Origin of the sequence: Streptomyces sp. NPDC001594 (assembly GCF_042893675.1) — a bacterium.
Classification (GTDB): Bacteria; Actinomycetota; Actinomycetes; order Streptomycetales; family Streptomycetaceae; genus Streptomyces.
The window spans coordinates 300,630-322,782 of the sequence record NZ_JBIAVB010000006.1 but is presented as its reverse complement, the minus strand read 5'-3'; the positions used below and the strand labels follow the sequence as shown (position 1 = coordinate 322,782).

Here is a 22,153-nt window from a genome sequence, read left to right as displayed (position 1 = left end):
TCACACCCACGTCCGGGGACGGAAACGGTTGGCCCGCTCCACCAGTTCGATCCTCTCCTCGCCCCGCTGTGCCAGCCGGGCGAGGACGCGGTAGGAGCGCTCCAGGCCGAAGCGCAGCCCCCGCTCGTCCAGTTGACTGCCGAGCAACGAGCTCCGGCCGGGGTCGGCACCCCGGCTACCCGACAGTACCCAGTCCAGGGCCGAGCCCAGAACCTCCGTAGCCAGCCGCTCCTGGCGTTCCGGGTCCAGCCCGAACCGCCGCAACGCCTCGACCTGGTCCGACGCCGCCCCGAGGTCCGCCAGCAACTCCTCCTGCGGCGACCGGTCGCGCAGGCGTGCCCGTACGGCCGCCACCCGTGCGGCCGTGTAGTGGATCGAGGATTCCGGTACGGACTCCAGTGTGCGGACGGCCGCGGCCCGGTCCCCGGACGCCAGTTGGACCCGGGCCAGCCCGAAGGCCGCGCTCACGAACCCCGGGTCGGTGATCCAGACCAGCCGGTAGTACTCGGCGGCGTTGTCCAACTGGCCCAGGATCTCCGCGCACAGCGCGAGCGCCAGCTTCGGCGCGGGCTCGCCCGGAAAGGCGTCGTAGACGGCGTCGAAGGACAGGGCCGCTATCTCGTCGTCCCCGGTGGCCAGTGAGGCGATCCCGCGCGCCCACACCACCCGCCAGTCGTCCGGGTACGCGGCCTCCAGCTCCGCCAGGGCCCGCGCGGCCAGCGCCAGTTCGCCCAGCTCCAGCCGGGCGCGCAGCTCCCGCAGCCGCAGCTCGGCGGAGTCGGACGCGGCGGCGCCCAGCGCGCCGAGCAGGTCGGCGGGCGCGGAGGCGAGCAGGCCCGCCAGGAATCCGGCGTTCGGGTCGGACGGGTCCACCAGCGGCACGGGCAGGGCCAGCGCGGTGTCACGGACGTCGAGCGGAGCCAGCCCCGCCGCCGCGGCGGGGAGGGGCAGGGAGGCGGCGCCGGTCGCCGGAGCCGCCGGGACCACCGGGGCGGGACGGGGCCCGGGCAGCCCGGCGCGCCCCACGTGCGTGGCGCTGGTCCCGAGCACGGAAACCCCGGCCACGCCCGCGGTGCCACCGCCGACGGCACCGCCGGGACCCGGCCCGCCATATCCGTAAACGGCGTTCCCCGGCCCGGAGTTCCGGCCGCCGGATCCCGGCGTCCCCGATCCCGGCATCCCGGCCCCCGGCACCTCGGACCCCGCAGCGGCGGAGGCGAACCCCGCCCCCGCCACCCCGGGCCCGGACACGCCCGGCCCCGGAGCTCCCGGCGCGAAGGGCCGCGGTACGGAGCCCGAGGGCCCGGACGCCGGGCTCCTCGGAGCAGAGGCGTCCGCCCCCGCCACCCCCGCGAGGGACCCCGCGCCGGCGGCGGTCGTACCGCGGCGCCCGAGGGCGAAGCCGCGGCGGGGCAGGGGGCGGGCGCCCAGGCGGGAGACCTCCGCGTCCGGGGTGTCCTCGTACAGCGCGGTGTCCGGGACCCGCAGCTCCGGGCCGAACAGCGTCGACAGCTGCGGCCGCGGCCGGCCCGTCTGGAGCGCGACCACCTCCCGCAGCACGCCCGTCAGCTGGTCCGCCATCTCCTGCGCGGACGCGAACCGCCGCCCCGGATCCGGATCGGTGGCCCGCACCAGCAGCCGGTAGAAGGACTCGTACCGCTGGAACACCTCGATGTGCTCCGGGTCCGGCAGCGAGTCCACGAACACGTTCGTGTAGCCCTGGAAGTCGAACGTCAGCACCGCCAGCGTCCGCGCCACCGTGTACAGGTCGGAGGCCACCGACGGCCCCAGCTCCGCCACCTCCGGCGCCTGGTAGCCCACCGTGCCGTAGATGGCCGACTCCTCGTCGTCCATCCGCCGCACCGCGCCCATGTCGATCAGCTTCAGCTGGTCCTGCTGCTGGATCGCGTTGTCCACCTTGAAGTCGCAGTACAGCAGGTTGCGGCTGTGCAGGTGACCCAGGGCCTCCAGCGCCTCGATGCCGTACGCGCACGCCTGCTCCACCGGCAGCGGATCGCGCCGCCCGTCCGGCCGGCGCCGCTCGTTCGCGATCTCCTTCAGCGACTTGCCGCCCACGTACTCCATGACGATGTACCCGTCCAGCGAACCCGTCCGCTGGTCCAGGTGCTCCACGAAGTTGTAGATGCGCACGATGTTGGAGTGCTCGATCTCCGCCAGGAACCGCCGCTCGGAGATCGCCGCCTCCATCGCGTCCTGGTCCCCGGTGTCCAGCAGGCCCTTGAGCACCACCCACCGGTCCGACACCGCCCGGTCCACCGCCAGGTAGACCCAGCCCAGCCCGCCGTGCGCCAGGCAGCCCGCCACCTCGTACTGGCCGTGCACCACGTCCCCCGCGCGCAGCTTCGGCACGAAGGAGTAGGGGTGCCCGCACTTGGTGCAGAACCCCTCCGTCCGTCCGGGCCGCTCCCCCCGCGCCCGGCCCACCGGAGCCCCGCAGTCCGAACGCGAGCAGAACCGCTTGCGCTCCGGCACCTCAGGGTTGGCCAGCACCGCCGCCGAAGGGTCCGGACGCGGCACCTCGGGCACGCTGACCAGCCCCGCGCCCAGCCGGCCGCGCCCCGAGCCGCCGGGCGCCGAACCCGAACTGCGCACCGACACCGACCGGCTGGACCCCGAACCCGGCAGGGAACGCGACAGCCGCCCGGACACCGAACGGCGCGAGGACGAGGACCGGGAGGAGGCCGAACGCGCCGAAGCCGAGGAACGCCCGGAGCCGCGCGAGCCCGCCGACCCCCGGGAGTCCCCGTGCCGGGCGGCGCTCGTCATCCCCGTCGGCGGGGAGACCAGCTCCTCCGCGCCCGCCGCGGCCGCGCCCACCGGGGCCAGCCCGCAGGTGTCGCAGTACACCTCGCCGCCGCCCATGTCCTCGTACGCGCCCGGGCAGCCGGAGCGCAGGCAGGGCGTTCCGATCAGGTTCATGCCTCCTCCTCCCCGGGCCCGTCGGGCCGTCGGTCCTCCGGCGGGGCCAGTGCCTCCGCCGCCGCCCGCTGGTAGCGCAGCACCGCCCCCTCCGCCGCCCGCAGGTCGCACGGCGCGCTCCACAGCATCCGCCGGGCCGCGTCGTACCGCTCGACCAGCAGCGGATCCTCCGCCAGGCCGAGCCGGGCCACCTTCGCCCGGTACGCGTCCAGCCGCCCGCGCAGCTCGGCCCGTACCGCCAGCGGCGCCGTCACCGCGGTCAACGATTCGCGGGCCCGCCGGAGTTCCTCCTCGGCCCGGTCCTCCAGCGCGTCCAGCAGCGGCGACAGCCGGTGCCACTGCGACCGCCTGCGGTACTCGGCCGCCGCCGCCAGCTGCTCCTGCAGGGCCGTCGGCGGGCCGCTGACGGCCGGCACCTCCGACGCCGCGATCTTCGCCAGCACCTCGCCGCGCGCCGTCCGCGCCTCGGACAGCGTCCGGTCGGCCCGCGAGAGCACGTCCCGCAGGGCGATCAGCCGGGCCTCCGCGTCCTGCCGCACCGTCAGGACCGCCTCCACCTCCCGGCGTACGTCGTCCAGCGCGCGGGCCGCCCGGTCGTAGCGGCCGGTGTCGGGACGGCCGCCGCCCGGCGCGGAACTCCCCGAGGCGGGCACCCAGAACGCCAGCGGGTCCGCGATCACCGCCTCCCGCAGCTGCGCCAGCTCGGCGGTGATCTCCTCCAGGTCGTCCCCCGACGGGTGCTCGCCCGGCCGGACCCCCACCGAATGCGCCAGCGAACGCGTCCGGTGCAGCTCGGCGGCGAGCAGGTCGATCCGCGCCGGCAGCGCCGACCACACCGCGTCGGCGGCGACCACCACGTCCAGCGAGGCGGCGTACAGCTCGTTCATCCGGGCCACCAGCTCGGCCAGCGAGAACCGCTCCGCCAGCGCGGCGCCCTCCGCCCCGGCCCCCGCGATCGTCACGCCCGGCCCGCGCAGCCGCTCCGTCAGCTCCGCCAGGTCCTCACGGCTCGGCCAGCGGCGCCGCTCGCGGATCTCCCGGGCGGCGGCCAGCGCCCCGCTGTAGGCGTCGAAGTACGTCCACAGCCGGGTCACGGCCGCGTCCGCCACGGCCCAGCGCTCCTTGGTGACCCCGCTCAGCGCCGCGCCTTCCAGCAGCCGGCGCCCCGCGTGGTCCTGCAGTGCCAGCAGCGAGGTCTCCACGGCCTCGTGCTCGGCGCCCAGGCGCGCCAGCGCCCGGTCGACGTCGTCCCGGTCCATCAGCCCCGTCCGGCTCACGTAAGGCTCCGATCCCGCCCCCTGCGCTTGCGGTACCCCCACCACCGGCCTCAGCCCTCCCGGTACTTGGGCGCGGGCGGCACCGCCGCCTTCGGCAGCACGTCCTCGAAGTGCTTGCGGTAGGACGTCGCCCACCGGCTCTGGTCACCGCCCGCGCGGTAGTCCTCCAGCACCTTGTTGACCCGGCGCACCAGGTCCGAGGCGTCCTTGTTCATCGCCACACCGTAGAACTCGCGGGTGAACGGCGCGCCGACCAGCTGCACCGACGGGTCCTGCGCCGCCTGCCCGGCGGCCAGCGCGTTGTCGGTGATGATCCCGTCGACCTCGCCGAGCTGGAGCCGCACCAGACAGTCCAGCTGGTTCGGCACCGACACCGGCACCGCGCCGTAGCCCTGCGACTTCAGGGCCGCCTCCGCCGTGGACCCGGCGGCCGTGCAGACCCTGCGGCCCTTCAGCGAGGCGTCGTACCCGGTGATCGGGGAGCCCTTGGGCGCCAGGACCTGCTGGCCCGCCTCGAAGTACGCGGTGGAGAACGCCACGTCCTCCAGCCGCTTGCAGTTGATCGTCATGGTCCGCACGACGATGTCGACCCGGCCCTCCTGGAGCGCCGGGACGCGCTGGCTCGTGGGGATGGCCCGGTAGATGACCGCCTCCTCGTTGCCCAGGATGTCCTTGGCTATGGCCTTGACGAGGTCTATGTCGAAGCCGTCGAGGTGCCCGTCGGGATTGCGGTAGCCCCACTTGAAGCTGTTCTGGTCCACGCCCGCGACCAGCTTGCCCGCCTTGCGGATCCGCTCGATCGTCGGCCCGTCCAGCGCGGACGGCCGCAGGCTGGCCTCCGGGTCCTGGCAGGTGTCGGTGAGGGTGAACGGGGCCGCCGCCATCGACGCGGGCTCGCGCACCACCCCCGGGTGGTGACCGCCGCCCGGCGAGGAGTGCGCCAGCGGCAGCAGCACCGCCGCGGCCGTCATCGCGCAGGCGGCGGCCATCGCGCTGACCCCGCCCCAGCCGCGCAGCCGCCCCGCCGCACGCCGCAGCCGGCCGGCCCGCTCCGCCGGTGTCCGCCGTATCCGCATCGCACTCACCTGTACTCCGAAAGCCTGCGACCGATACCGAGGAGGGCCGCGCCCGCGCCGAGGACCGCCAGCGCCGCCGCACCCGTCGTCAGCCCGCCCAGCGCGCCGAGCCCGCCCCGCGCGGCCACGGTGAACTGCTTCTGCTCATGCGCCACGGCCTGCTCCAAGGAGGCGTCCACCGTGTCGAACGAGGCCCCGCTGCTGTCCTCGTGCCCCTTGCCGCCGATCACCTGGGGCAGGGCGAGCTCGTAGTCGCCCCTCACGTCCGACTCCCGCGCCGCCGCGTGCCGCTGCTTCCACTGCGCCACGCCCGCGGCCGCCTTCGCCACCGGATCCCGGCCGCTCGCGTCGTCGGCCAGCTCCAGCGCCCGCGCCAGACCCGCGTCGAGCTGCTTCATGTTCTTCGCGTAGTCCACGTCGTACTTGTCGGACTTCTTGTCCTCGGCCAACACGGCGCCCCGCGCGATCAGCGTCAGGTTCTCGTTCGCCCGAGCCTGCAGGGAGGCGATCCGGGCGTCGTTGAGCACCTTCAGCGACTCCTGGCCGTCCGCCCGCGCCTCGCCCAGCCCGGACCGGGCCACCGTCTGCCCCACCGTCAGCCACAGCAGCACCACGGCCGTCGCCGCCGTCGCCGCCAGCAGACCGTGGTTGAAGACCCGGTGGGTGAGCAGGTAGTTGCGCCGCTGCGCCCACACCAGGGCCCCGAGCGCCAGCACCCCCGCGCCCGTCGCCGCCAGCGGCCAGCCCCGGGCCTCGTCGTAGTCCGTGTACAGCCGCCCGGTCTCCGCCTCGTAAAGCCGCTGGGCGGCCGGCAACAGCACCGTGCTCATCTGCTCGTTGGCGTAGCGCAGGTACGCGCCGCCCAGCGGCAGGCCCTGCCGGTTGTTCGCGCGCGCCTGCTCGATCAGGCCGGTGTAGCGCGGCAACTGCTCGCCGAGCAGCGCGATCTCCTTGCGGGACTCCCCGCCCGCCCCGGTGTTCGCGGCGGCGCTCACCAGCAGCCGGGAGGCGTTCGCCATGTCCTTCTCGTAGCGCTGGCGGACCTCGCGCGGCTCCTGGGCGCCCGCGAGGAAGCCGCTGGAGGAGGCCGTGTCGGCGTCGGCCAGGGAACGGTAGATGCTCGCCGCGTCCGCGCTCAGCGGCTGGCTGCGGCCCACCACGTCCTCCGCGGCCGTCACCCGACCCGAGATCTCCCAGACCGCCACGACGCCGAACAGCAGCACCAGCGCGGCCAGTACCGCGCCGATGATCCTCAGCCGGCCCGGCTCGGTCGTCGCCGCCGCGCGCAGCCGCTCCACGCCCTCGGCCCAGGCCGTACCCCGCCCGGCCGGCCCTGCGGGCACCCCGGCGGCGCCGCCCCCGGGCGCGGACGGGCGTGTCGTGATGGCCACGCTGACCTCCCCCTCGGTCCCTCTGCTCCGCAGCAGTATGGCCGTAGTGGCGCCGGACCACAGCACCCGGTGCTCGATCTTGGACGATCCCCTCCCCGGACCGCCCCGATCGCCTCCCCCCGACCTCCCCCGCCACCCCTTCACCGTGAATACGCCGGACCCGTCGCCGCGGTTCCCCGCACACGCGTTCCCGCCGCGGGTTCACTCGAAATGGGCACGGAGCCTCTCGTACGCCTCCGCCGGTGCGGCGGCGGCGTCCAGGCCCAGGAGGGCCGCGCCCAGGACCGGCGGGGCCGTGACCACCGAGGGGCGGGCGTGCGGGGCGCGGGCCGCCAGGAGCTCCGCGATACGGGCGTCGAGCTGCGGATGCCGCGCCGCGAGGATGCCGCCGCCCAGCAGCACCGGTACCTCCTCCGCCAGCAGCCCGAGCCGCTCCAGGGCCACCGACGCCAGCGCCACCACCTCCTGCGCCTGCCGCTCCACGATCGCCGAGGCCACCGCATCGCCCTCCGCGGCCACCGCGAACAGCACCGGCACCAGCTCGTGCAGCCGCCCCCGCGGGATCCCGCCCAGGTGCAGGGCCTCGATCAGCCCGGCCATCGCCGTCAGCCCGAAGTGCCCCGGCAGGGCCTTCGCCAGCGCGGTGGGCCCGCCGCGCCCGTCCTCGGCCCGCGCGGCCCACCACACGGCCTCCTCCGCCAGGCCGCTCCCGCCGCCCCAGTCCCCGGAGATCCGCCCCAGTGCCGGGAAGCGGGCGGTGCGCCCGTCGGGCACCATGCCCACGCAGTTGATGCCGGCCCCGCACACCACGGCGACCCCGCGCGGCCGGTCCACCCCGGCCCGCAGGATCGCGAAGGTGTCGTTGCGGACCTCGACGGCCCGCGCCCAGCCGCGCGCGGCGATCGCGTCCGCCAGCTGCCGCTCCTCCACCGGCAGGTCGGCGTTGGCCAGGCAGGCCGAGACCCGGACGGCGTACGGGGGCCCGGCCAGCCCGGCGGCGGAGGCTGCCTCCGCGACGGCCTCCCCGAGGACGTCCACGGCCGGCCCGATCCCCGTCCGGGGCGGCTGGAAGCCCCCGGAGCGGCCGGTGCCCAGGACCGTGCCGTCGGCGGCGACCAGGGCGGCGTCCGTCTTGCTGTTCCCCGCGTCCAGCGCGAGGACCGCGACCGGGGAGGGGCGGCTCACGCCCATGGCAGGTGCTCCTTGTTGTGCGCGAGCAGCCGGTCCGTCAGCGCCTCGGCCAGGTCGAACTGCCCGACCAGCGGGTGCGCCAGGAGGGCCCGGGCGACCCGCTCGCGGCCGCCGCGCAGCGCGGCGTCCAGCGCCAGGTCCTCGTACGCCGTCACGTGCGCGAGGAGACCCGTGTACAGGGGGTCCGGGCGGGGCACGGCCAGCGGTACGGGTCCGGAGCCGTCGACGGCGGCCTGGACCTCGATCACGGCGTCGTCCGGGAGGAAGGGCAGGGTGCCGTTGTTGCGGGTGTTGACCACCTGGACGGCCGGGCCGCCGCCGCCCAGCAGGGCCGCCGCGAGGTCCACGGCGGCCTCCGAGTAGAAGGCCCCGCCGCGCCGGGCCAGCAGTGCGGGCTTCTCGTCGAGGGCCGGGTCCGCGTACAGGGCGAGCAGTTCGCGCTCCATCGCCGCGACCTCGGCGGCCCGGGATGGCTTCTCGCCGAGCTCGCGGACCACCTCGTCGTGGGAGTAGAAGTAGCGCAGGTAGTACGAGGGGACGACGCCGAGGCGGTCCAGCACCGCGCGCGGCAGCCGCAGGTCGGCGGCGATGGCCTCCCCGTGTTCCGCCAGCAGCCGGGGCAGCACGTCCGTGCCCCCGGGCCCGCCGAGGCGTACGCCGAACTCCCAGGTCAGGTGGTTGAGGCCGACGTGGTCGAGGTGGACGTCCGCGGGTGCCGTGCCCAGCAGCGCGGCGAACTTCCGCTGGAGGCCGATGGCCACGTTGCACAGCCCGACCGCCTTGTGCCCGGCCTGGAGCAGGGCCCGGGTGACGATCCCGACGGGGTTGGTGAAGTCGATGATCCAGGCTCCGGGGGCGGCCCGCCGCACCCGTTCGGCGATGTCCAGCACCACCGGGACGGTGCGCAGGGCCTTCGCCAGGCCGCCCGCGCCGGTGGTCTCCTGGCCGACGCAGCCGCACTCCAGCGGCCAGGTCTCGTCCTGGAGCCGGGCGGCCTGTCCGCCGACCCGCAGCTGGAGCAGGACGGCGTCGGCGCCGGTGACGCCCGCGTCCAGGTCGGCGGTGGTGGTGATCCGGCCGGGGTGCCCCTGGCGGGCGAAGATCCGCCGGGCCAGGCCGCCGACCAGCTCCAGCCGTTCGGCGGCGGGGTCGATGAGGACGAGTTCGGTGACGGGCAGGGTGTCGCGCAGCCGTGCGAACCCGTCGACCAGTTCGGGGGTGTAGGTGGAACCGCCGCCCACCACTGCGAGTTTCATCGCGTTCAGCCTTTCACGCCGGTCAGGGTGACGCCCTCGACGAACGCCTTCTGGGCGAAGAAGAAGAGGAGGATCACCGGTGCCATGACGAGCACGGTCGCCGCCATGGTGAGGTTCCAGTTGGTGTGGTGCGCGCCCTTGAAGGACTCCAGCCCGTAGCTCAGGGTCCAGGAGGCCGGGTTGTCGGAGGCGTAGATCTGCGGGCCGAAGTAGTCGTTCCACGCCGAGAAGAACTGGAAGAGGGCGACGGCCGCGATGCCGGGCTTGGCCATCGGCAGCACCACCCGCAGCAGGGTGCGCAGCTCGCCGCAGCCGTCGACGCGGGCCGCGTCCAGGTACTCGTCGGGGATGGTGAGCAGGAACTGGCGCAGCAGGAAGACGGAGAAGGCGTCGCCGAAGGCCATCGGGACGATCAGCGGCCACAGGGTGCCCGACAGGTCGAGCTCCCTCGCCCAGAAGAGGTACATGGGGATGACCACCACCTGGGGCGGCAGCATCATCACGGCGATCACGAGCAGCAGGGCGAGCCGCCGGCCGCGGAAGCGGAACTTGGCCAGGGCGTAGGCGACGGGCACCGAGGACAGCACGGTGAGGAGGGTGCCCAGGCCTGCGTAGAGGAGGGTGTTGCGCCACCAGGTGAGGAACCCGTGGGTGTGCCAGACCTTGGCGTAGTTGCCCCATTCCCAGGTGCGCGGCCACAGGTCGCGGGTGAGGGCCTGCTGGTCGGCCATCAGGGAGGTGAGCAGGAGGAAGACGAAGGGGAGGACGAAGAAGAGGGCGGCGGCCACGGCCAGGGCGTGCACGCCGATCCAGTGCAGGACGGCCCGCCGGCCGGCCTTCGCGGTCCGTACGGTCATGCGTCCGCTCCCGTCAGTCCGCCGCGGCGGCGCATCAGCAGCGCGGTGAAGGCCATGGAGAGGGCGAACAGGACGAGCGCGAGCACGCAGGCGGCGCCGTAGTCGAAGCGCTGGAAGCCGAGGTTGTAGACGAGCTGGGGCAGGGTCAGCGTGGACTTGTCGGGGTAGCCGGGCTCGAACTGCTGCCCGGACCCGCCGATGACCCCGGCGGCGGCCTTCCCGGCGACGAGCGGCTGGGTGTAGTACTGCATGGCCTGGATGACGCCGGTGACCACGGCGAACAGGACGATCGGGGAGATGTTCGGCAGGGTGATGTGCCGGAAGCGGGCCCAGGCGCCGGCCCCGTCGAGCTCGGCGGCCTCGTACTGCTCCTTCGGGACGTCGAGCAGCGCGGCCATGAAGATCACCATGAGGTCGCCGACCCCCCACACGGCGAGCGCGGTCAGCGCCGGCTTGGACCAGCCGGGGTCGGTGAACCAGCCGGGCGCCGGCAGCCCCGCCCCGTCGAGCAGGGTGTCGACGGGTCCGGTGCCGGGGTTGAGGAGGAAGACGAAGGCGAGGGTCGCGGCCACCGGCGGGGCCAGGTAGGGCAGGTAGAAGAGGGTGCGGAAGATCCCGGCCCCGGTCTTGACCTTCGTGACGAGCAGGCCGACGCCCAGGCCGAAGACGACCCGGCAGGACACCATGACGACGACCAGCCACAGGGTGTTGCGCAGGGCGGGCCAGAAGAGCGGGTAGTCGGTGAAGACGTAGCTCCAGTTGGCCGTGCCGTTGAAGGCGGGCGGCCGGAAGCCGTCGTAGCGGGTGAAGGAGAAGTAGGCGGTGGACAGCAGCGGGTAGGCGAAGAAGACGGCGGAGCCGATCAGCCAGGGCGACAGGAACGCGGCGGTCCGCAGGGCGGCCCGGCGGCGCTTGGCCAGGAGGGCGGGCGGGGCCATCGGACTACTCGGCCTTGGCGATGTCGGTGTCGATCTGCCGGGCGGTCGCGGCGAGGCCGGCCCTCAGGTCGGGGACCTCACCCTTCTCGGTGCGGTACGCGAAGTTCTGGAAGGTCAGCTGGTAGGTGCCGCCGTCCGCGCGGGCCGGAGTGGTGCCGGACTTCGGGTGCCGGGCGATGTCGAGGAAGGTCCTGAACTCCGGGGTCACCTTCAGCTGCGGGGAGTCGAGGGCGGCCAGCGTCGAGGGCACGTTGTGGATGGCGTTGGCGAAGGAGACCACCGCCTCGGTGTCGGTGGTCATGTACCGCACGAGTTCCCAGGCGGCGTTCTGCTTGCGGCTCGCCGCCGATATGCCCATGACGGTGCCGGAGAGGTAGCCCTTGCCGTAGTCGGCGGCCTGGTCGTCGGGTACGGGCAGGGGGGCGGTGCCGATCTCGAAGGCGACACCGGCCTCCCTGGCCATCTCCGGCCGCCATTCGCCGTCGACCTGCATGGCGACCAGCCCCTTGTGGAAGGGGTGTTCGGAGCTCCACTCGTCGCCGAAGCCGGCCCGGAAGCGTTCCAGCCTCTCGTAGCCTCCCAGTTTGTCCACCAGGTCCTTCTGGGCGGTCAGCATCTGCGCGAAGGCCGGGTCCTTGCCCACGGCCGAGCTGCCGTCGGCGGCGAACCAGGTGGGGCTCCACTGCGCGGCCAGGCGCATGGGGGTGGTCTCGTAGCCGTGGAAGGTGGGCATCACGCCGAGCTGTTCGTACGAGTCCCCGCGCGGCTTGGTGAGCTTCTGGGCGTCCTCGGTGAACTGGCTCCAGGTGCGGGGCGGTTCGGTGATGCCGGCGGCGGCGAAGGCGGTCTTGTTGTAGACGAGTCCGTAGGCGTCGCCCAGCAGGGGCAGCGTGCACTGGTTCCCCTTGAACTGCGTGTACTCCAGCAGCGTCGCGGGGAAGACCTTCGCCTTGTCGACCCCGGACTTCCGCAGGAACGGGTTCAGGTCGGCGAAGGCGCCGGAGTTGCAGAACGCGCCGACGCTGTCGGTGGTGAAGGAGGAGACCACGTCGGGGGCCTTGTCGCCGCCCGCGCGCAGCGCCTGGTTGATCTTGTCGTCGGTCATGTTGCCGGTGACCTTGACCTTGATGTTCGGGTGCGCCCGCTCGAAGCGGGCGATGTTCTCCTCGATCGCCTTGACCTCGCCGGGCGCGGACCAGCCGTGCCAGAAGGCGAGGGTGGTGTCCGCCTTCGGGTCGTCGGAGGCGGTGGCGGCGCCCTGGCCGGTGCAGGCGGTGGCGAGCAGGGCCAGGGCGGATAGGGCGGATAGGGCGGCCAGGGCGGTGGCCGCGGTGCGGGGGCGTCCGGCTTCGGGCATGGCGGGGCTCGCTCTCTGGGGGAGGAACTTCCGTTGGGGGATGCCAGTCGGGGGTGGGGGAGAGGGGCGGGGCGGGGGGTTCAGCGGGAGGTGTCGAAGACTTCCTCGCGGGTCGCGGCCAGCGCGCTCTCCAGGGCGCCGCGCAGGACGGGCCGTTCGCGGACCTCGCCGGGGACCAGCCGGGGCCGGGAGGGGGCCAGCTCGGCCAGCTCGGTTTCCAGCAGGGCGCGCAGCGGGTCGCCGCCCGCGGCGATCGCCTCCCCGGCGAGGACCACGATCTCCGGGTCGAGTACGGAGACCAGCGAGGCCAGACCGGTCGCGAGGGCGGTGGCGTACGAGCGGAGGAAGGCCAGCCGCGCCCCCTGGGGATCGGCGGCGGCCTGCCGCAGCAGGGCGACGGCGGCGGCCACCTGGGCGTCGCGGGGCAGCCCGGCGGTGTCGATCCCCGCCTCGGCGGCGAGCGCGGGGAGCACCTGCACGCCGGCCAGCTCCTGGTAGCCGCCGGTGTTGGCGCGTGCGACCTGCCGGACCAGGGGGGTGCCGGGGACGGGCAGGAAGCCGACCTCGCCGGCGCCGCCGGTCCAGCCGCGGTGGAGCCGGCCGCCGAGCACGAGGGCGGCGCCGAGGCCCTCCTCGTTCCACAGCAGGACGAAGTCCTCGTGCCCGCGGGCCGCGCCGAGGCGCTGCTCGGCGACGGCGGCGAGGTTGACGTCGTTCTCGTACTCGACCGGCACGGGCAGGGCGGCGGCCAGTTCGTCGAGGAGGGTGGGGGAGTGCCAGCCGGGGAGGTGGCTGGCGTAGCGCAGCCGGCCCGAGCGGGGGTCGAAGGCGCCGGGGGTGGCGATGACCACGCGGCGCAGGTCCGCCAGGGCGAGGCCGGCGTCCGCGAGGGCTCCGGCCAGGGCGCCGGTGACCTGGCCGACGGCGTCGGACCCCTCGGCGTAGGGGAGCTCGAAGCGGCCGGTGACGGTGCCGGTGAGGTCGGCGACGGCGGCGAGCACCCGGTCGGGGGTGACGTCGAGGCCGCCGACGTGGGCGGCGCGGGCGTTGACCGCGTAGAGCTGGGCGTTCGGGCCGGGCCGGCCGCCGTCCGTGCCGGTGGCCACCACCAGTCCGGCGGCCTCCAGGCGGGCCAGCAGCTGGGAGGCGGTGGGTTTGGAGAGGCCGGTGAGCTCTCCGATGCGGGTGCGGGACAGGGGGCCGTGCGTCAGCAGCAGCTCCAGGGCGGCGCGGTCGTTCATGGCGCGCAGCAGGCTGGGCGTTCCGGGCGTGGCGGCGGGCATGACGAGGCTCTCCCTACTCACCGAAGCGAACTGTTAGGTAAGTTTCCTATCGCTTGCGGAGCCCTGTCTAGCCCTGCCGATGAAATCCGCCCCGCCGGAAGACCGGCGGGGCGGGTGGGGGAGAGGGGCGCTACTTGGGGAGTCGGGGCGCGGCCGGCGGCGGGATCGGGGTCGTGGCCACGGACTGCGGGGAGGCGGGGTTGGCCAGCGCCGACGGCGCGGCGACCGAGGCCGAAGGGTCGGCGGGGGCCTCCTCCTCGCCGGCCGGCGGGAGGCCGCCGATGATCGGGATGCCGGCGGCGTCGAAGGCCTCCTTGATCCGCCAGCGCAGCTCGCGCTCCACGGCGAACTGCTGCCCCGGCATCGTCTTCGCCGACACCTTGACGGTCATCGAGGCCAGCAGCACCTCGTCCAGCCCCAGCACCTCCACCGGGCCCCACAGCCGCTCGTCCCACGGGGACTCCTTGGCGAAGGCGTCGGCCACCTCCTGGAGGGTCTCGCGCAGCCGCGCGAGGTTCTCCGTCGGCTTGACCTGCACGGCCACGCCCGCGGTCGCCCAGCCCTGGCTGAGGTTGCCGATCCGCTTGATCTCGCCGTTGCGGACGTACCAGATCTCACCGTTGTCGCCGCGCAGCTTCGTCACGCGCAGACCGACCTCGATCACCTCGCCGGAGGCCACGCCCGCGTCGATCTTGTCGCCGACCCCGTACTGGTCCTCCATGATCATGAACACGCCGGAGAGGAAGTCCGTCACCAGGTTGCGGGCACCGAAACCGATCGCCACACCGGCCACACCGGCACTCGCCAGCAGCGGGGCCAGATCGATCTTCAGCGCGCCCAGCACCATCAGCGCCGCCGTACCCAGGATCAGGAACGAGGCCACCGAGCGCAGCACCGAACCTATGGCCTCGGAACGCTGGCGCCGCCGCTCCGCATTGACCAGCAGCCCGCCCAGCGCGGTGCCCTCGACCGCCTCCGCGCTGGTGTTCATCCGGTGTATCAGCTTGGTCAGCGCCTTGCGCACGACCGAGCGGAGCGCGGCCGCGATCACGATGATCAGCAGGATCTTCAGGCCGATGCTCAGCCAGGTGGCCCAGTTCTCCTCGATGAAGCTCGCGGCGTTGGTCACGCTCTCGGTCGCGTCGTCGGTGGCGGTCGCTGCCAACGGGAGCAGGGTGGCGGGCGAGGGCACGGGGGAACCTCCAGGCATGGCGTCCTGCCCGCGGAAACGGAACCTGGTGTACGGGCAGGTCTTCCACAGTAACGGGGCTCGGGTCCGACCTCGTTGCCGTGTTCGAGGGAGAGACCGCCCTCACCTGGGGATGAAGGGAGTGTGGTTGAAAACACCTCGGGGCCGTTACCGGCGCGTGGTGGCGTTTCCACCAGCCGTAAGGGGAGACTGGAAAACAGATCGTCCCGGCGCGAGCCACGCGCCGCCGGCGTACAAGGAGGCAGTCCGTGCCGCACGTCCTGGTCCTCAACGCGTCGTACGAGCCCCTCGGCGTCGTACCGCTCCGCCGCGCGCTCGTCCTCGTCCTGGAGAACAAGGCCATCTCCCTCGAGGAATCCGGCGCCTTCCTGCACAGCGCGACACAGGCCGTCCCCGCTCCCAGCGTGGTCCGGCTCAAGCGCTTCGTGCGGGTCCCCTACCGGGGGCCCGTTCCACTCACCCGCCGCGCGCTGTTCGCCCGCGACGGCGGCCGCTGCATGTACTGCGGGGCCGTCGCGACGAGCGTGGACCACGTGATCCCGCGCAGCCGGGGAGGCCAGCACGTCTGGGACAACGTGGTCGCGGCCTGCCGGCGCTGCAACCACGTCAAGGCGGACCGCCACCTGCTGGAACTGGGGTGGCGGCTGAGGCACCAGCCGGCTCCGCCGTCGGGGCTGGCCTGGCGGATCATCGGCACCGGGCACCGGGATCCGCGGTGGATGCCGTACCTGCAGCCGTACGGGGCGGACGACGCACTGGAGCGGATCGGGGTACCGGCCGCCGCCGCGTCCTGACGGCCGGCGGGGCCGCACACGGCCCCGCCGCGGCCCCCGGGAGCTACGGCGCCACCGCGAAGGCCGTCGCGGACCACAGGCTGCAGCCGTAGCGCGTCGCGCGCCGGTCGCAGGTGACGCGGAGGAACCGGGTGTCCGCGGCGGGGTCCAGCCGGAGGGTGTCCGTCCCGCCCCGGGAGGAGACCGAGGCGGCGGGCCGCCAGGTGACCCCGTCCGCCGAGGTCTCCACCCGGTACGCCGAGGGGTAGGCCTCCTGCCAGTGCAGGTTCAGCACCCCCACCCGCGCCGGAGCCGCCAGCTCCGCCTGCCACCACGCCCCGTCCACCGGCTTCGAGGACCACCGGGTCGCGTCCGAGCCGTCCACCGCCGCCGACGCCGGGAACCGCGGCGACTCGTCGCCCGAGGACGTGGCCTTCGCCGTCCGCAGCAGGTCCGGGCCGCCGGTGCGCGGCACCGCCCGGACCGTCAGCGTGCGCACCTGGCCGTCGAAGGCGAGGGGGATCGCGTACGTGCCGAGCGGGGTGGACGCCGGCAGGCGGACCTCCACCGGCAGCGAGAGCCGGCCCCCGCGCGGGAGCGTGACCTCCCCCGGGAGGCGGACCTCGATGCCCGCGGGCGCCGGCCCCGACAGGGTGAGCGCGCCCCGGACCTCGCCGGGGCGGACCGCCGACAGCTCGGCCGTCACCGTCCGCGCGGCCCCGCCGGCCTCCACGTCCACCCGGCCCCCGCCGGCCAGTTCGAACCCCGCCTGCGGGTCGTCCGCGAACCACGGGACCACCTGGTGGACCACCGGGGCCTCACCCGGCCACGACAGCCGCACCGCGTCCGCCCGTACCCCGCCCGCGTCCGCCTGGGTCCAACCGGAACCCGAGGCCTCACCGATCCGCCGCCAGCCCTCGCCCGGGACCCGCACCTCCACCGCCGCGCCCCGCGACCCCGGCGCCAGCGGGTCCGTCATCACCGTGACGGCCGCCAGCGGCCGCGGCTCCTCCAGCGCCACGGTCCACGAGCCGGGCTCCCGCCGCACCGCACCGGCGGGCCGGGACGCGCCGGTCCAGGCGTCCGACTCCGCCGCGGCCTTCGCCAGGAACGGGTCGAGCACCGAGGCGTCCACCCGCACCCCGCTCTGCTCCGCCAACCCCTCCCGCGCCGCCGCCAGGTCCCGCGAGGCCTGCCAGGCCGCCGCCCCGTCACCCCGGGCCTCCGCGCGCAGCAGGTCCACCGCGAGCTCGCCCGCCGCCCCGTACCGCGAGAGCCGCTCCAGCCAGGGCCCCGCCTCCCCGGAGAGGCCCGGCAGCCGCGCCGGGGCCTCCCGCAGCACCGTGAACGCCGCCCGGAGCCGGTCGCCCGCGTTCTTGTCCCCGGCCGCGCGGGCCCGCCAGAACTCCTCCACCAGCGGCTTCAGGTACGCCGACTCCTCCAGCTTCAGCCCCGAGGAGGCCGTGTTCCCCGCCAGCGCGGCCAGCGCCGCCCGGGTCCGCTGGTCGGGGCCCGACAGGTCGCGCACCGCCGCCGCCCAGGACTCCCCGGGCCGGTACCCGGTCGGGTTCCAGGCGTAGTCGGCGGCCGTGAACAGCGGGATCCGCGACAAGGTGCCCTGCGGCATCGCGTTGGCCAGCACCGCCGCCGAACCCCCCGCCACCGCCGGGTCACGCCCGGCGTAGGGGCCGAGGAAGATGCGGTCCGGGTCCCAGTCGTTGACCGGGTAGTTGTCCATCGTCACCAGCGGGTGCCCCAGCGCGGACCGCGCCCCGGCCAGTTCCTTGCCGGTGATGGTGCGCGGCACCACGCCCACGCCCGTCCAGGCCACCTCCACCCGCGGGTCCAGGGCCTGGGACAGGGCCGTCCGGTAGGCGGTGGCACCGTCCTGGAAGTACTCCGTCGGCAGCACCGACAGCGGAGCCGCCCCCGGATGCCGCTCGGCCAGGTGCGCCGCGAGCTCGCCCGCGACCTCCGCGTGCGCCTTCGCCGCCGCCACCGGCCCCGTCCCGTACCGCACCCGGTCGGCCCGGCAGCCCCACTCGGCGTAGCTGACGTCCTGGAACTGGAGCTGGAACGCCCGGAACCCCAGGTCCCACATGGCGTCCACCTTGCGCAGCAGCGCCGCCCGGTCATCCGCCGACGCCAGGCACATGGACTGCCCGGGGGAGACCGCCCAGCCCAGCGTCACGTGGTCGGCGCGGGCCCGGTCGGCCAGGGCCCGGAACTCCTCGCGGGCCGCCGCCGGGTACTCCTCGCGCCAGGCCGTCGTGCGGTACGGGTCGTCACCGGGCGCCAGCAGCAGCCGGTTCTGCTTGGTGCGGGCCAGGAAGTCCAGCTGCGCGAGCCGCTGCTCCCGGGTCCACGGCTGCCCGTAGAACCCCTCGGTGACCCCGCGCACCGGGGCCGTGGGCCAGTCCCGCACCAGCATCCCGGGCACCTTCCCGCCCCCGGCCGCCAGCAGCTGACGCAGCGTCTGCGCGGCGTGGAACAGCCCGTCCCCGCCCACCCCGGCCAGCGCGACCGTGTCCCGGCCGCCGGTCCTGCCCACCGCCAGCCGGTAGCCGCCCTCGGGCAGGTCCCCGGCCGGGGCCGCGCCCAGCGACAGCAGCGCCGCCTCCGCGTCCGCCCCCTGGAGCCGTACGACGAGGGCCCCTTCGGGCAGCACCGCCCCCGGCGGCCGGTCGTGCAGCGTCCGCACCCCGGCCGCGCGCAGGGCGGTGCGCACGACGTCGGCGGCGTACGGGTCCACGTCCTCCGGCACCACCAGCACGGCCTCCGCCGCCACCGGCACCTCCCGCGCCGGGTCGGCGTGCGCCGACTGCGGCCGCGGCCACACCGCCGGACCCTCGGAAGGGGCTCGCGGAGCGTCGTACGCCGGGTCGAGGAGCGGTCCCGGGCCGCCGGAGGCCACGGCGGCGGAGGCGCCGTCGGGGCGCGGCACCGCCGGGGACTTGGGCGTCGCCGCCAGCATGCCCTCCGGCACCGAGGCGGCCGCCCCGCCCAGCAGCGAGCCTATGACGGCCACCGCCGCGGCGGTGCTCCGCGTCCTGCCCCTGAGCTGCACGGAGCCTCCCCGTCCCGAGTCGTTTTCCGCCCGTACGAATGAGCCCGAGCCCACCACCCGTGCGGCTGAAGTGTCAATGCGGGTGGGGTGATCTGACCAAGATCGGCCAGGAATGCGGTGCCCCGGAGTGGGTATGGCTGCGGTGTCGGGCGCAGGTGTTGCATGGGCGGATCCGCCGGACCAGCCGGGTCCGGAGCACCGGCCCGAAGCACGTACGAGGGAGCCCCCATGAAACCCCGCCCCGCGCCGCCCGCCGCCCGCAGCCGTGCCCCGCTCGCCCACCTGCCCGTGCAGTCCGGCCCCGCGGACGTGCCCCCGGGGACCGCGGCTCCGTTGTCCGGATGTGCGGACGCCCCGCTGACCAGTGAGACGCCGCTGCCCGGTTCGCCGTACGCCCCGCTGACCAGCGAGACCCCGCTCGTACCCGAGGCCCCGCTCACCAGCGAGGCCGTTTCGTAACCCTTCCACCCCGAGGATGCAGATGGACGACCTCGCCCGGCTCGCGGCCCACCACGGCGTCGCCACCTCCTACCAGCCCGCCGAGGACGTCACCGTCCAGGTGCCCCCGGCCACGGTCCGCGCCGTGCTCGGCCTGATGGGCGTCCCCGTCGACACCCCCGAGGCCGTACGGCAGCGGGCCGACGCCGCCGAACGGGAGGCGGCCGGGCGGCCGCTGCCGCCGACGCTGGTCCAGTGGCGGGGCGGGCCCGCCCCCGCGGCCCTGGCCGGGCTGCCGGCCGGGACCCGGCTGCGGGTGACCCTGGAGGACGGGGCCGGGGAGGCGGCGTGGGACGCCCGGCTGCCCCTCGGGGTGCACCGGCTGACCGCCGAGACCCCCGACGGCCGCACCGCCGGGGCCACCCTCATCGTGGCCCCGGACCGGGCCCCGGCCGCGCCCGAGCGGGCCCACGGGCTGCTCGTCCAGCTGTACTCCCTGCTCTCGGAGCGCTCCTGGGGCATGGGCGACCTCGCCGACCTCGCGGAACTGGCCCGCTGGGCCGCCCGCACCCACGGCGCCGGGTTCGTCCAGGTCAACCCGCTGCACGCGGCCGTCCCCGGCACCCCGACCGACCCCTCCCCCTACCGGCCCGCCTCCCGCCGCTTCCCCGACCCGGTGTACCTGCGCGTCGAGGACCTCCCCGAGTGGGAGGCCTGCCCGGAGCGCGAGGCGCTGGCCGAACTGGCCGGGCGGGGCGGCGAGCTGCGCCGCGAGGTGCTGGAGAAGGGCGCCCTGATCGACCGGGACGCCGTATGGGCCCTGAAGCGGGCCGCCCTGGAACTGCTGTACGCCGTCCCGCGCACCCCCGCCCGTGAGGCGGCCTACCGGGCGTACCGCGCCGCCCAGGGCGAGGGGCTCGACCTGCACGCCGCCTGGTGCGCGGCCGCCGCCGGGGAGGACCCGCAGGAGCGGGCCGACTTCCACGCCTGGCTGGTCTGGCTGACGGACACCCAGCTGACCGACGCCCAGCGGGCCGCCCGGGAGGCCGGGATGGAGGTCGGCATCGTCCACGACCTGGCCGTCGGCGTGCACCCCGAGGGCTCCGACGCCCGCCACGGACCCCTCCACGCCCGGCACGTCTCCGTCGGCGCCCCGCCGGACGCCTTCAACGCCCGCGGCCAGGACTGGGGGCTGCCGCCCTGGCGCCCCGACGTGCTGGAGGGACAGGCCTACGCCGCCTTCCGGGCCCTGCTGCGCGGGGTGTTCCGGTACGCGGGCGCGGTGCGCGTCGACCACGTGATGGGCCTGTTCCGGCTCTGGTGGATCCCGGAGGGCACCCCGCCCGCCGACGGCACGTACGTCTCCTACGACGGCGAGGCCATGCTCGCGGTCCTGGTCCTGGAGGCCCACCGGGCGGGTGCCGTCGTGGTCGGCGAGGACCTGGGGACGGTCGAGCCCCGGGTCAGGGAGGCGCTGGCCCGGCGCGGGATCCTCGGCACCTCCGTGCTCTGGTTCGAGCGGGACTGGTCCGGGGACGGGCAGCCGCTGGCCCCGGAGGCCTGGCGGGCCGACTGCCTGGCCACCGCCACCACCCACGACCTGCCGCCCACCGCCGCCAAACTGGCCGGCGCCCACGTCGAACTCCGCGACCGGCTGGGCCTGCTGACCCGCCCGGTGGAAGAGGAACGGGCCGAGGACGCCGCCGACACCGCGCAGTGGCTGCGGGTGCTGGACGAGCTGGGACTGGAGGCCAAGGACGAGGAGGGGGCCGTACGGGCCCTGTACGCCTTCCTGCTGCGCACCCCGGCCCGGCTGGTCGGCGTCTGGCTGCCGGACGCGGTGGGGGACCGGCGGCCGCAGAACCTGCCGGGCACCTGGGACCAGTACCCCAACTGGCGGCTGCCGGTGGCCGACGCGGCGGGCCGGCCGCTGACGTTGGAGGCGCTGACGGCCTCGCCGCGGGCGAACGCCCTGCTGAGCGCGGTGCGGGAGGGCGCACGGACCCGTACGGCACCCCCGGGCGCGCGCCCGCTTTAGGTGTTCGCTACGTTTGCACCGTGGACAAGAAGAACGCTCTGCGCGCCGGCGCCGTCTCGGCCGGAACGACGCTGATGATGCTGCTGATGACGTCTCCCGCCCTCGCGCTCACCCGCGACGACGGCGACGACCCGGGCAAGGGACTGAGCATCGGCGAGACGCTCGGCCTGTACGTGGCCCTGCCGATCGTGATCTTCCTGATCATCGCGGGCCTCGTGATGGTCGGCGACAAGTCGCGCAAGCAGCAGAACCAGGGCTGACCCGCCCCCGGGCGGTCCCAGCACCCAGCACTTCCGGGCGCCGGAGGTCCGCGGAGCCGGCATGAGCCGGCGCCGTGGCGACCTCCGGCGCCTTGGCGTACCCGGAGGCGGCAGGCCGCGCCGCAGGACGCAGGACGCACGACGCCGCGCCTCGGGGCGCCGGGCCGCGGGACGCCCGGGCCCGTCGCGCTCAGGGCATGTCCGCGAGGAGCTTGCGCAGCAGCCCGCCGAGCGCCTCGACCTCCTCGGGGCCGAAGTCCGCGAGAGCGGCCCGGTTGACCTCGATGCCGTCGGCGACCGCCTCGTCCACGAGGGCCAGGCCCCGCTCCGTGAGGGTCACCTGGAGCCCGCGCCGGTCGTGCGGATCGGGGCTGCGGGTCAGCAGCCCGGCCTTCTCCAGCTTGTCCAGGCGCCCGGTCATACCGCCCGTCGTGAGCATCAGGGTGGCCGACAGCTGCCGCGGCGAGAGCGTGTACGGGGTTCCGGATCGCCTCAGCGTGGCGATCACGTCGAACTCCCCGCGGGACACTCCATGGCGGTTGTACGCCCGCTCCACCGCGTCTCCCATGGCCTTCGAGATCCGGTAGATCCGGCCGAAGACGGCCATGGGCGTGGTGTCGAGGTCGGGGCGCACCGCGTACCACTGGTCGGTGATCGCATCGACGGCGTCCTTGGCGATGTCCTTCTTCAGTGCGGTCATACCCGCAAGTATCTGCTTCCGCTTACTCGCCCACAAGAAAGTGGCTTGCCAAAAAGTAGCTTAGTGCTAAGCTACTTACGAGCGACCTACTCGGGGAGGCC

At 74.9% G+C, this 22,153-nt stretch carries 17 protein-coding genes; 4 read left to right on the top strand and 13 right to left on the bottom strand.

Annotation, left to right across the window (positions count from 1 at the left end):
* The 11 genes from ACFY0O_RS15295 to ACFY0O_RS15245 form a co-directional block, all read right to left on the bottom strand.
* A complete protein-coding gene (locus tag ACFY0O_RS15295) occupies window positions 1-2,940 on the bottom strand; it encodes a tetratricopeptide repeat protein (protein ID WP_388947119.1) in 2,940 nt (979 codons plus the stop codon).
* On the bottom strand, window positions 2,937-4,199 hold the full coding sequence (locus tag ACFY0O_RS15290) for a hypothetical protein (RefSeq protein WP_358896071.1): 1,263 nt from the start codon (window positions 4,197-4,199) through the stop codon (window positions 2,937-2,939). Before ACFY0O_RS15290 ends, ACFY0O_RS15295 begins: the two co-directional genes overlap by 4 nt.
* A gap of 68 nt (window positions 4,200-4,267) precedes the next feature.
* Window positions 4,268-5,293 (bottom strand): glutamate ABC transporter substrate-binding protein, encoded by a 1,026-nt coding sequence (locus ACFY0O_RS15285; RefSeq protein ID WP_388947117.1) that lies wholly within the window; start codon window positions 5,291-5,293, stop codon window positions 4,268-4,270.
* 5 nt (window positions 5,294-5,298) lie between these two features.
* Window positions 5,299-6,684, bottom strand: a complete 1,386-nt coding sequence (locus ACFY0O_RS15280) for a hypothetical protein (protein WP_388947115.1) — start codon at window positions 6,682-6,684, stop codon at window positions 5,299-5,301.
* A 201-nt stretch (window positions 6,685-6,885) separates the two neighbouring features.
* Window positions 6,886-7,875, bottom strand: a complete 990-nt coding sequence (locus ACFY0O_RS15275) for an N-acetylglucosamine kinase (protein ID WP_388947114.1) — start codon at window positions 7,873-7,875, stop codon at window positions 6,886-6,888.
* On the bottom strand, window positions 7,866-9,131 hold the full coding sequence (locus ACFY0O_RS15270) for a 6-phospho-beta-glucosidase (RefSeq protein ID WP_388947112.1): 1,266 nt from the start codon (window positions 9,129-9,131) through the stop codon (window positions 7,866-7,868). Before ACFY0O_RS15270 ends, ACFY0O_RS15275 begins: the two co-directional genes overlap by 10 nt.
* A gap of 5 nt (window positions 9,132-9,136) precedes the next feature.
* A complete protein-coding gene (locus ACFY0O_RS15265; RefSeq protein ID WP_388947111.1) occupies window positions 9,137-9,988 on the bottom strand; it encodes a carbohydrate ABC transporter permease in 852 nt (283 codons plus the stop codon).
* Entirely contained in the window at window positions 9,985-10,926 is a 942-nt protein-coding gene (locus ACFY0O_RS15260) for a carbohydrate ABC transporter permease (RefSeq protein WP_388947110.1), read from the bottom strand. Before ACFY0O_RS15260 ends, ACFY0O_RS15265 begins: the two co-directional genes overlap by 4 nt.
* 4 nt (window positions 10,927-10,930) lie before the next feature.
* Window positions 10,931-12,283, bottom strand: a complete 1,353-nt coding sequence (locus ACFY0O_RS15255; RefSeq protein ID WP_388947108.1) for an extracellular solute-binding protein — start codon at window positions 12,281-12,283, stop codon at window positions 10,931-10,933.
* 80 nt (window positions 12,284-12,363) lie between these two features.
* The gene (locus tag ACFY0O_RS15250; RefSeq protein WP_388947272.1) at window positions 12,364-13,566 is read right to left on the bottom strand and encodes an ROK family protein; all 1,203 of its coding nucleotides are present in this window, start codon (window positions 13,564-13,566) and stop codon (window positions 12,364-12,366) included.
* Between the two features lie 130 nt (window positions 13,567-13,696).
* Window positions 13,697-14,776: a mechanosensitive ion channel family protein gene (locus ACFY0O_RS15245; protein WP_388947106.1), complete on the bottom strand. Its 1,080-nt coding sequence runs from the start codon at window positions 14,774-14,776 to the stop codon at window positions 13,697-13,699.
* A 248-nt stretch (window positions 14,777-15,024) separates the two neighbouring features.
* On the opposite strand from ACFY0O_RS15245, the gene ACFY0O_RS15240 reads away from it, so the two are divergent.
* A complete protein-coding gene (locus tag ACFY0O_RS15240) occupies window positions 15,025-15,570 on the top strand; it encodes an HNH endonuclease (protein ID WP_358896041.1) in 546 nt (181 codons plus the stop codon).
* A gap of 43 nt (window positions 15,571-15,613) precedes the next feature.
* Here the strand turns inward: ACFY0O_RS15240 and ACFY0O_RS15235 are convergent, their stop codons facing one another.
* Entirely contained in the window at window positions 15,614-18,616 is a 3,003-nt protein-coding gene (locus ACFY0O_RS15235; RefSeq protein ID WP_388947104.1) for a beta-N-acetylglucosaminidase domain-containing protein, read from the bottom strand.
* Window positions 18,617-18,844: 228 nt separating this feature from the next.
* Here ACFY0O_RS15235 and ACFY0O_RS15230 point away from each other — a divergent pair, with 228 nt between their 5' ends.
* Genes ACFY0O_RS15230 through ACFY0O_RS15220 form a run of 3 tightly spaced genes read left to right on the top strand, consistent with a single transcriptional unit; the run spans window position 18,845 to window position 21,352 of the window.
* Window positions 18,845-19,075, top strand: a complete 231-nt coding sequence (locus ACFY0O_RS15230; RefSeq protein ID WP_388947102.1) for a hypothetical protein — start codon at window positions 18,845-18,847, stop codon at window positions 19,073-19,075.
* A 16-nt stretch (window positions 19,076-19,091) separates the two neighbouring features.
* Window positions 19,092-21,092: a 4-alpha-glucanotransferase gene (locus tag ACFY0O_RS15225; RefSeq protein WP_388947101.1), complete on the top strand. Its 2,001-nt coding sequence runs from the start codon at window positions 19,092-19,094 to the stop codon at window positions 21,090-21,092.
* Between the two features lie 20 nt (window positions 21,093-21,112).
* Window positions 21,113-21,352 carry a hypothetical protein gene (locus ACFY0O_RS15220; protein ID WP_358896045.1) on the top strand — a complete coding sequence of 80 codons (240 nt, stop codon included), beginning with the start codon at window positions 21,113-21,115 and terminating at the stop codon, window positions 21,350-21,352.
* 190 nt (window positions 21,353-21,542) lie between these two features.
* Here the strand turns inward: ACFY0O_RS15220 and ACFY0O_RS15215 are convergent, their stop codons facing one another.
* On the bottom strand, window positions 21,543-22,052 hold the full coding sequence (locus tag ACFY0O_RS15215; RefSeq protein WP_358896046.1) for a MarR family transcriptional regulator: 510 nt from the start codon (window positions 22,050-22,052) through the stop codon (window positions 21,543-21,545).
* Window positions 22,053-22,153 lie beyond the last annotated feature (101 nt).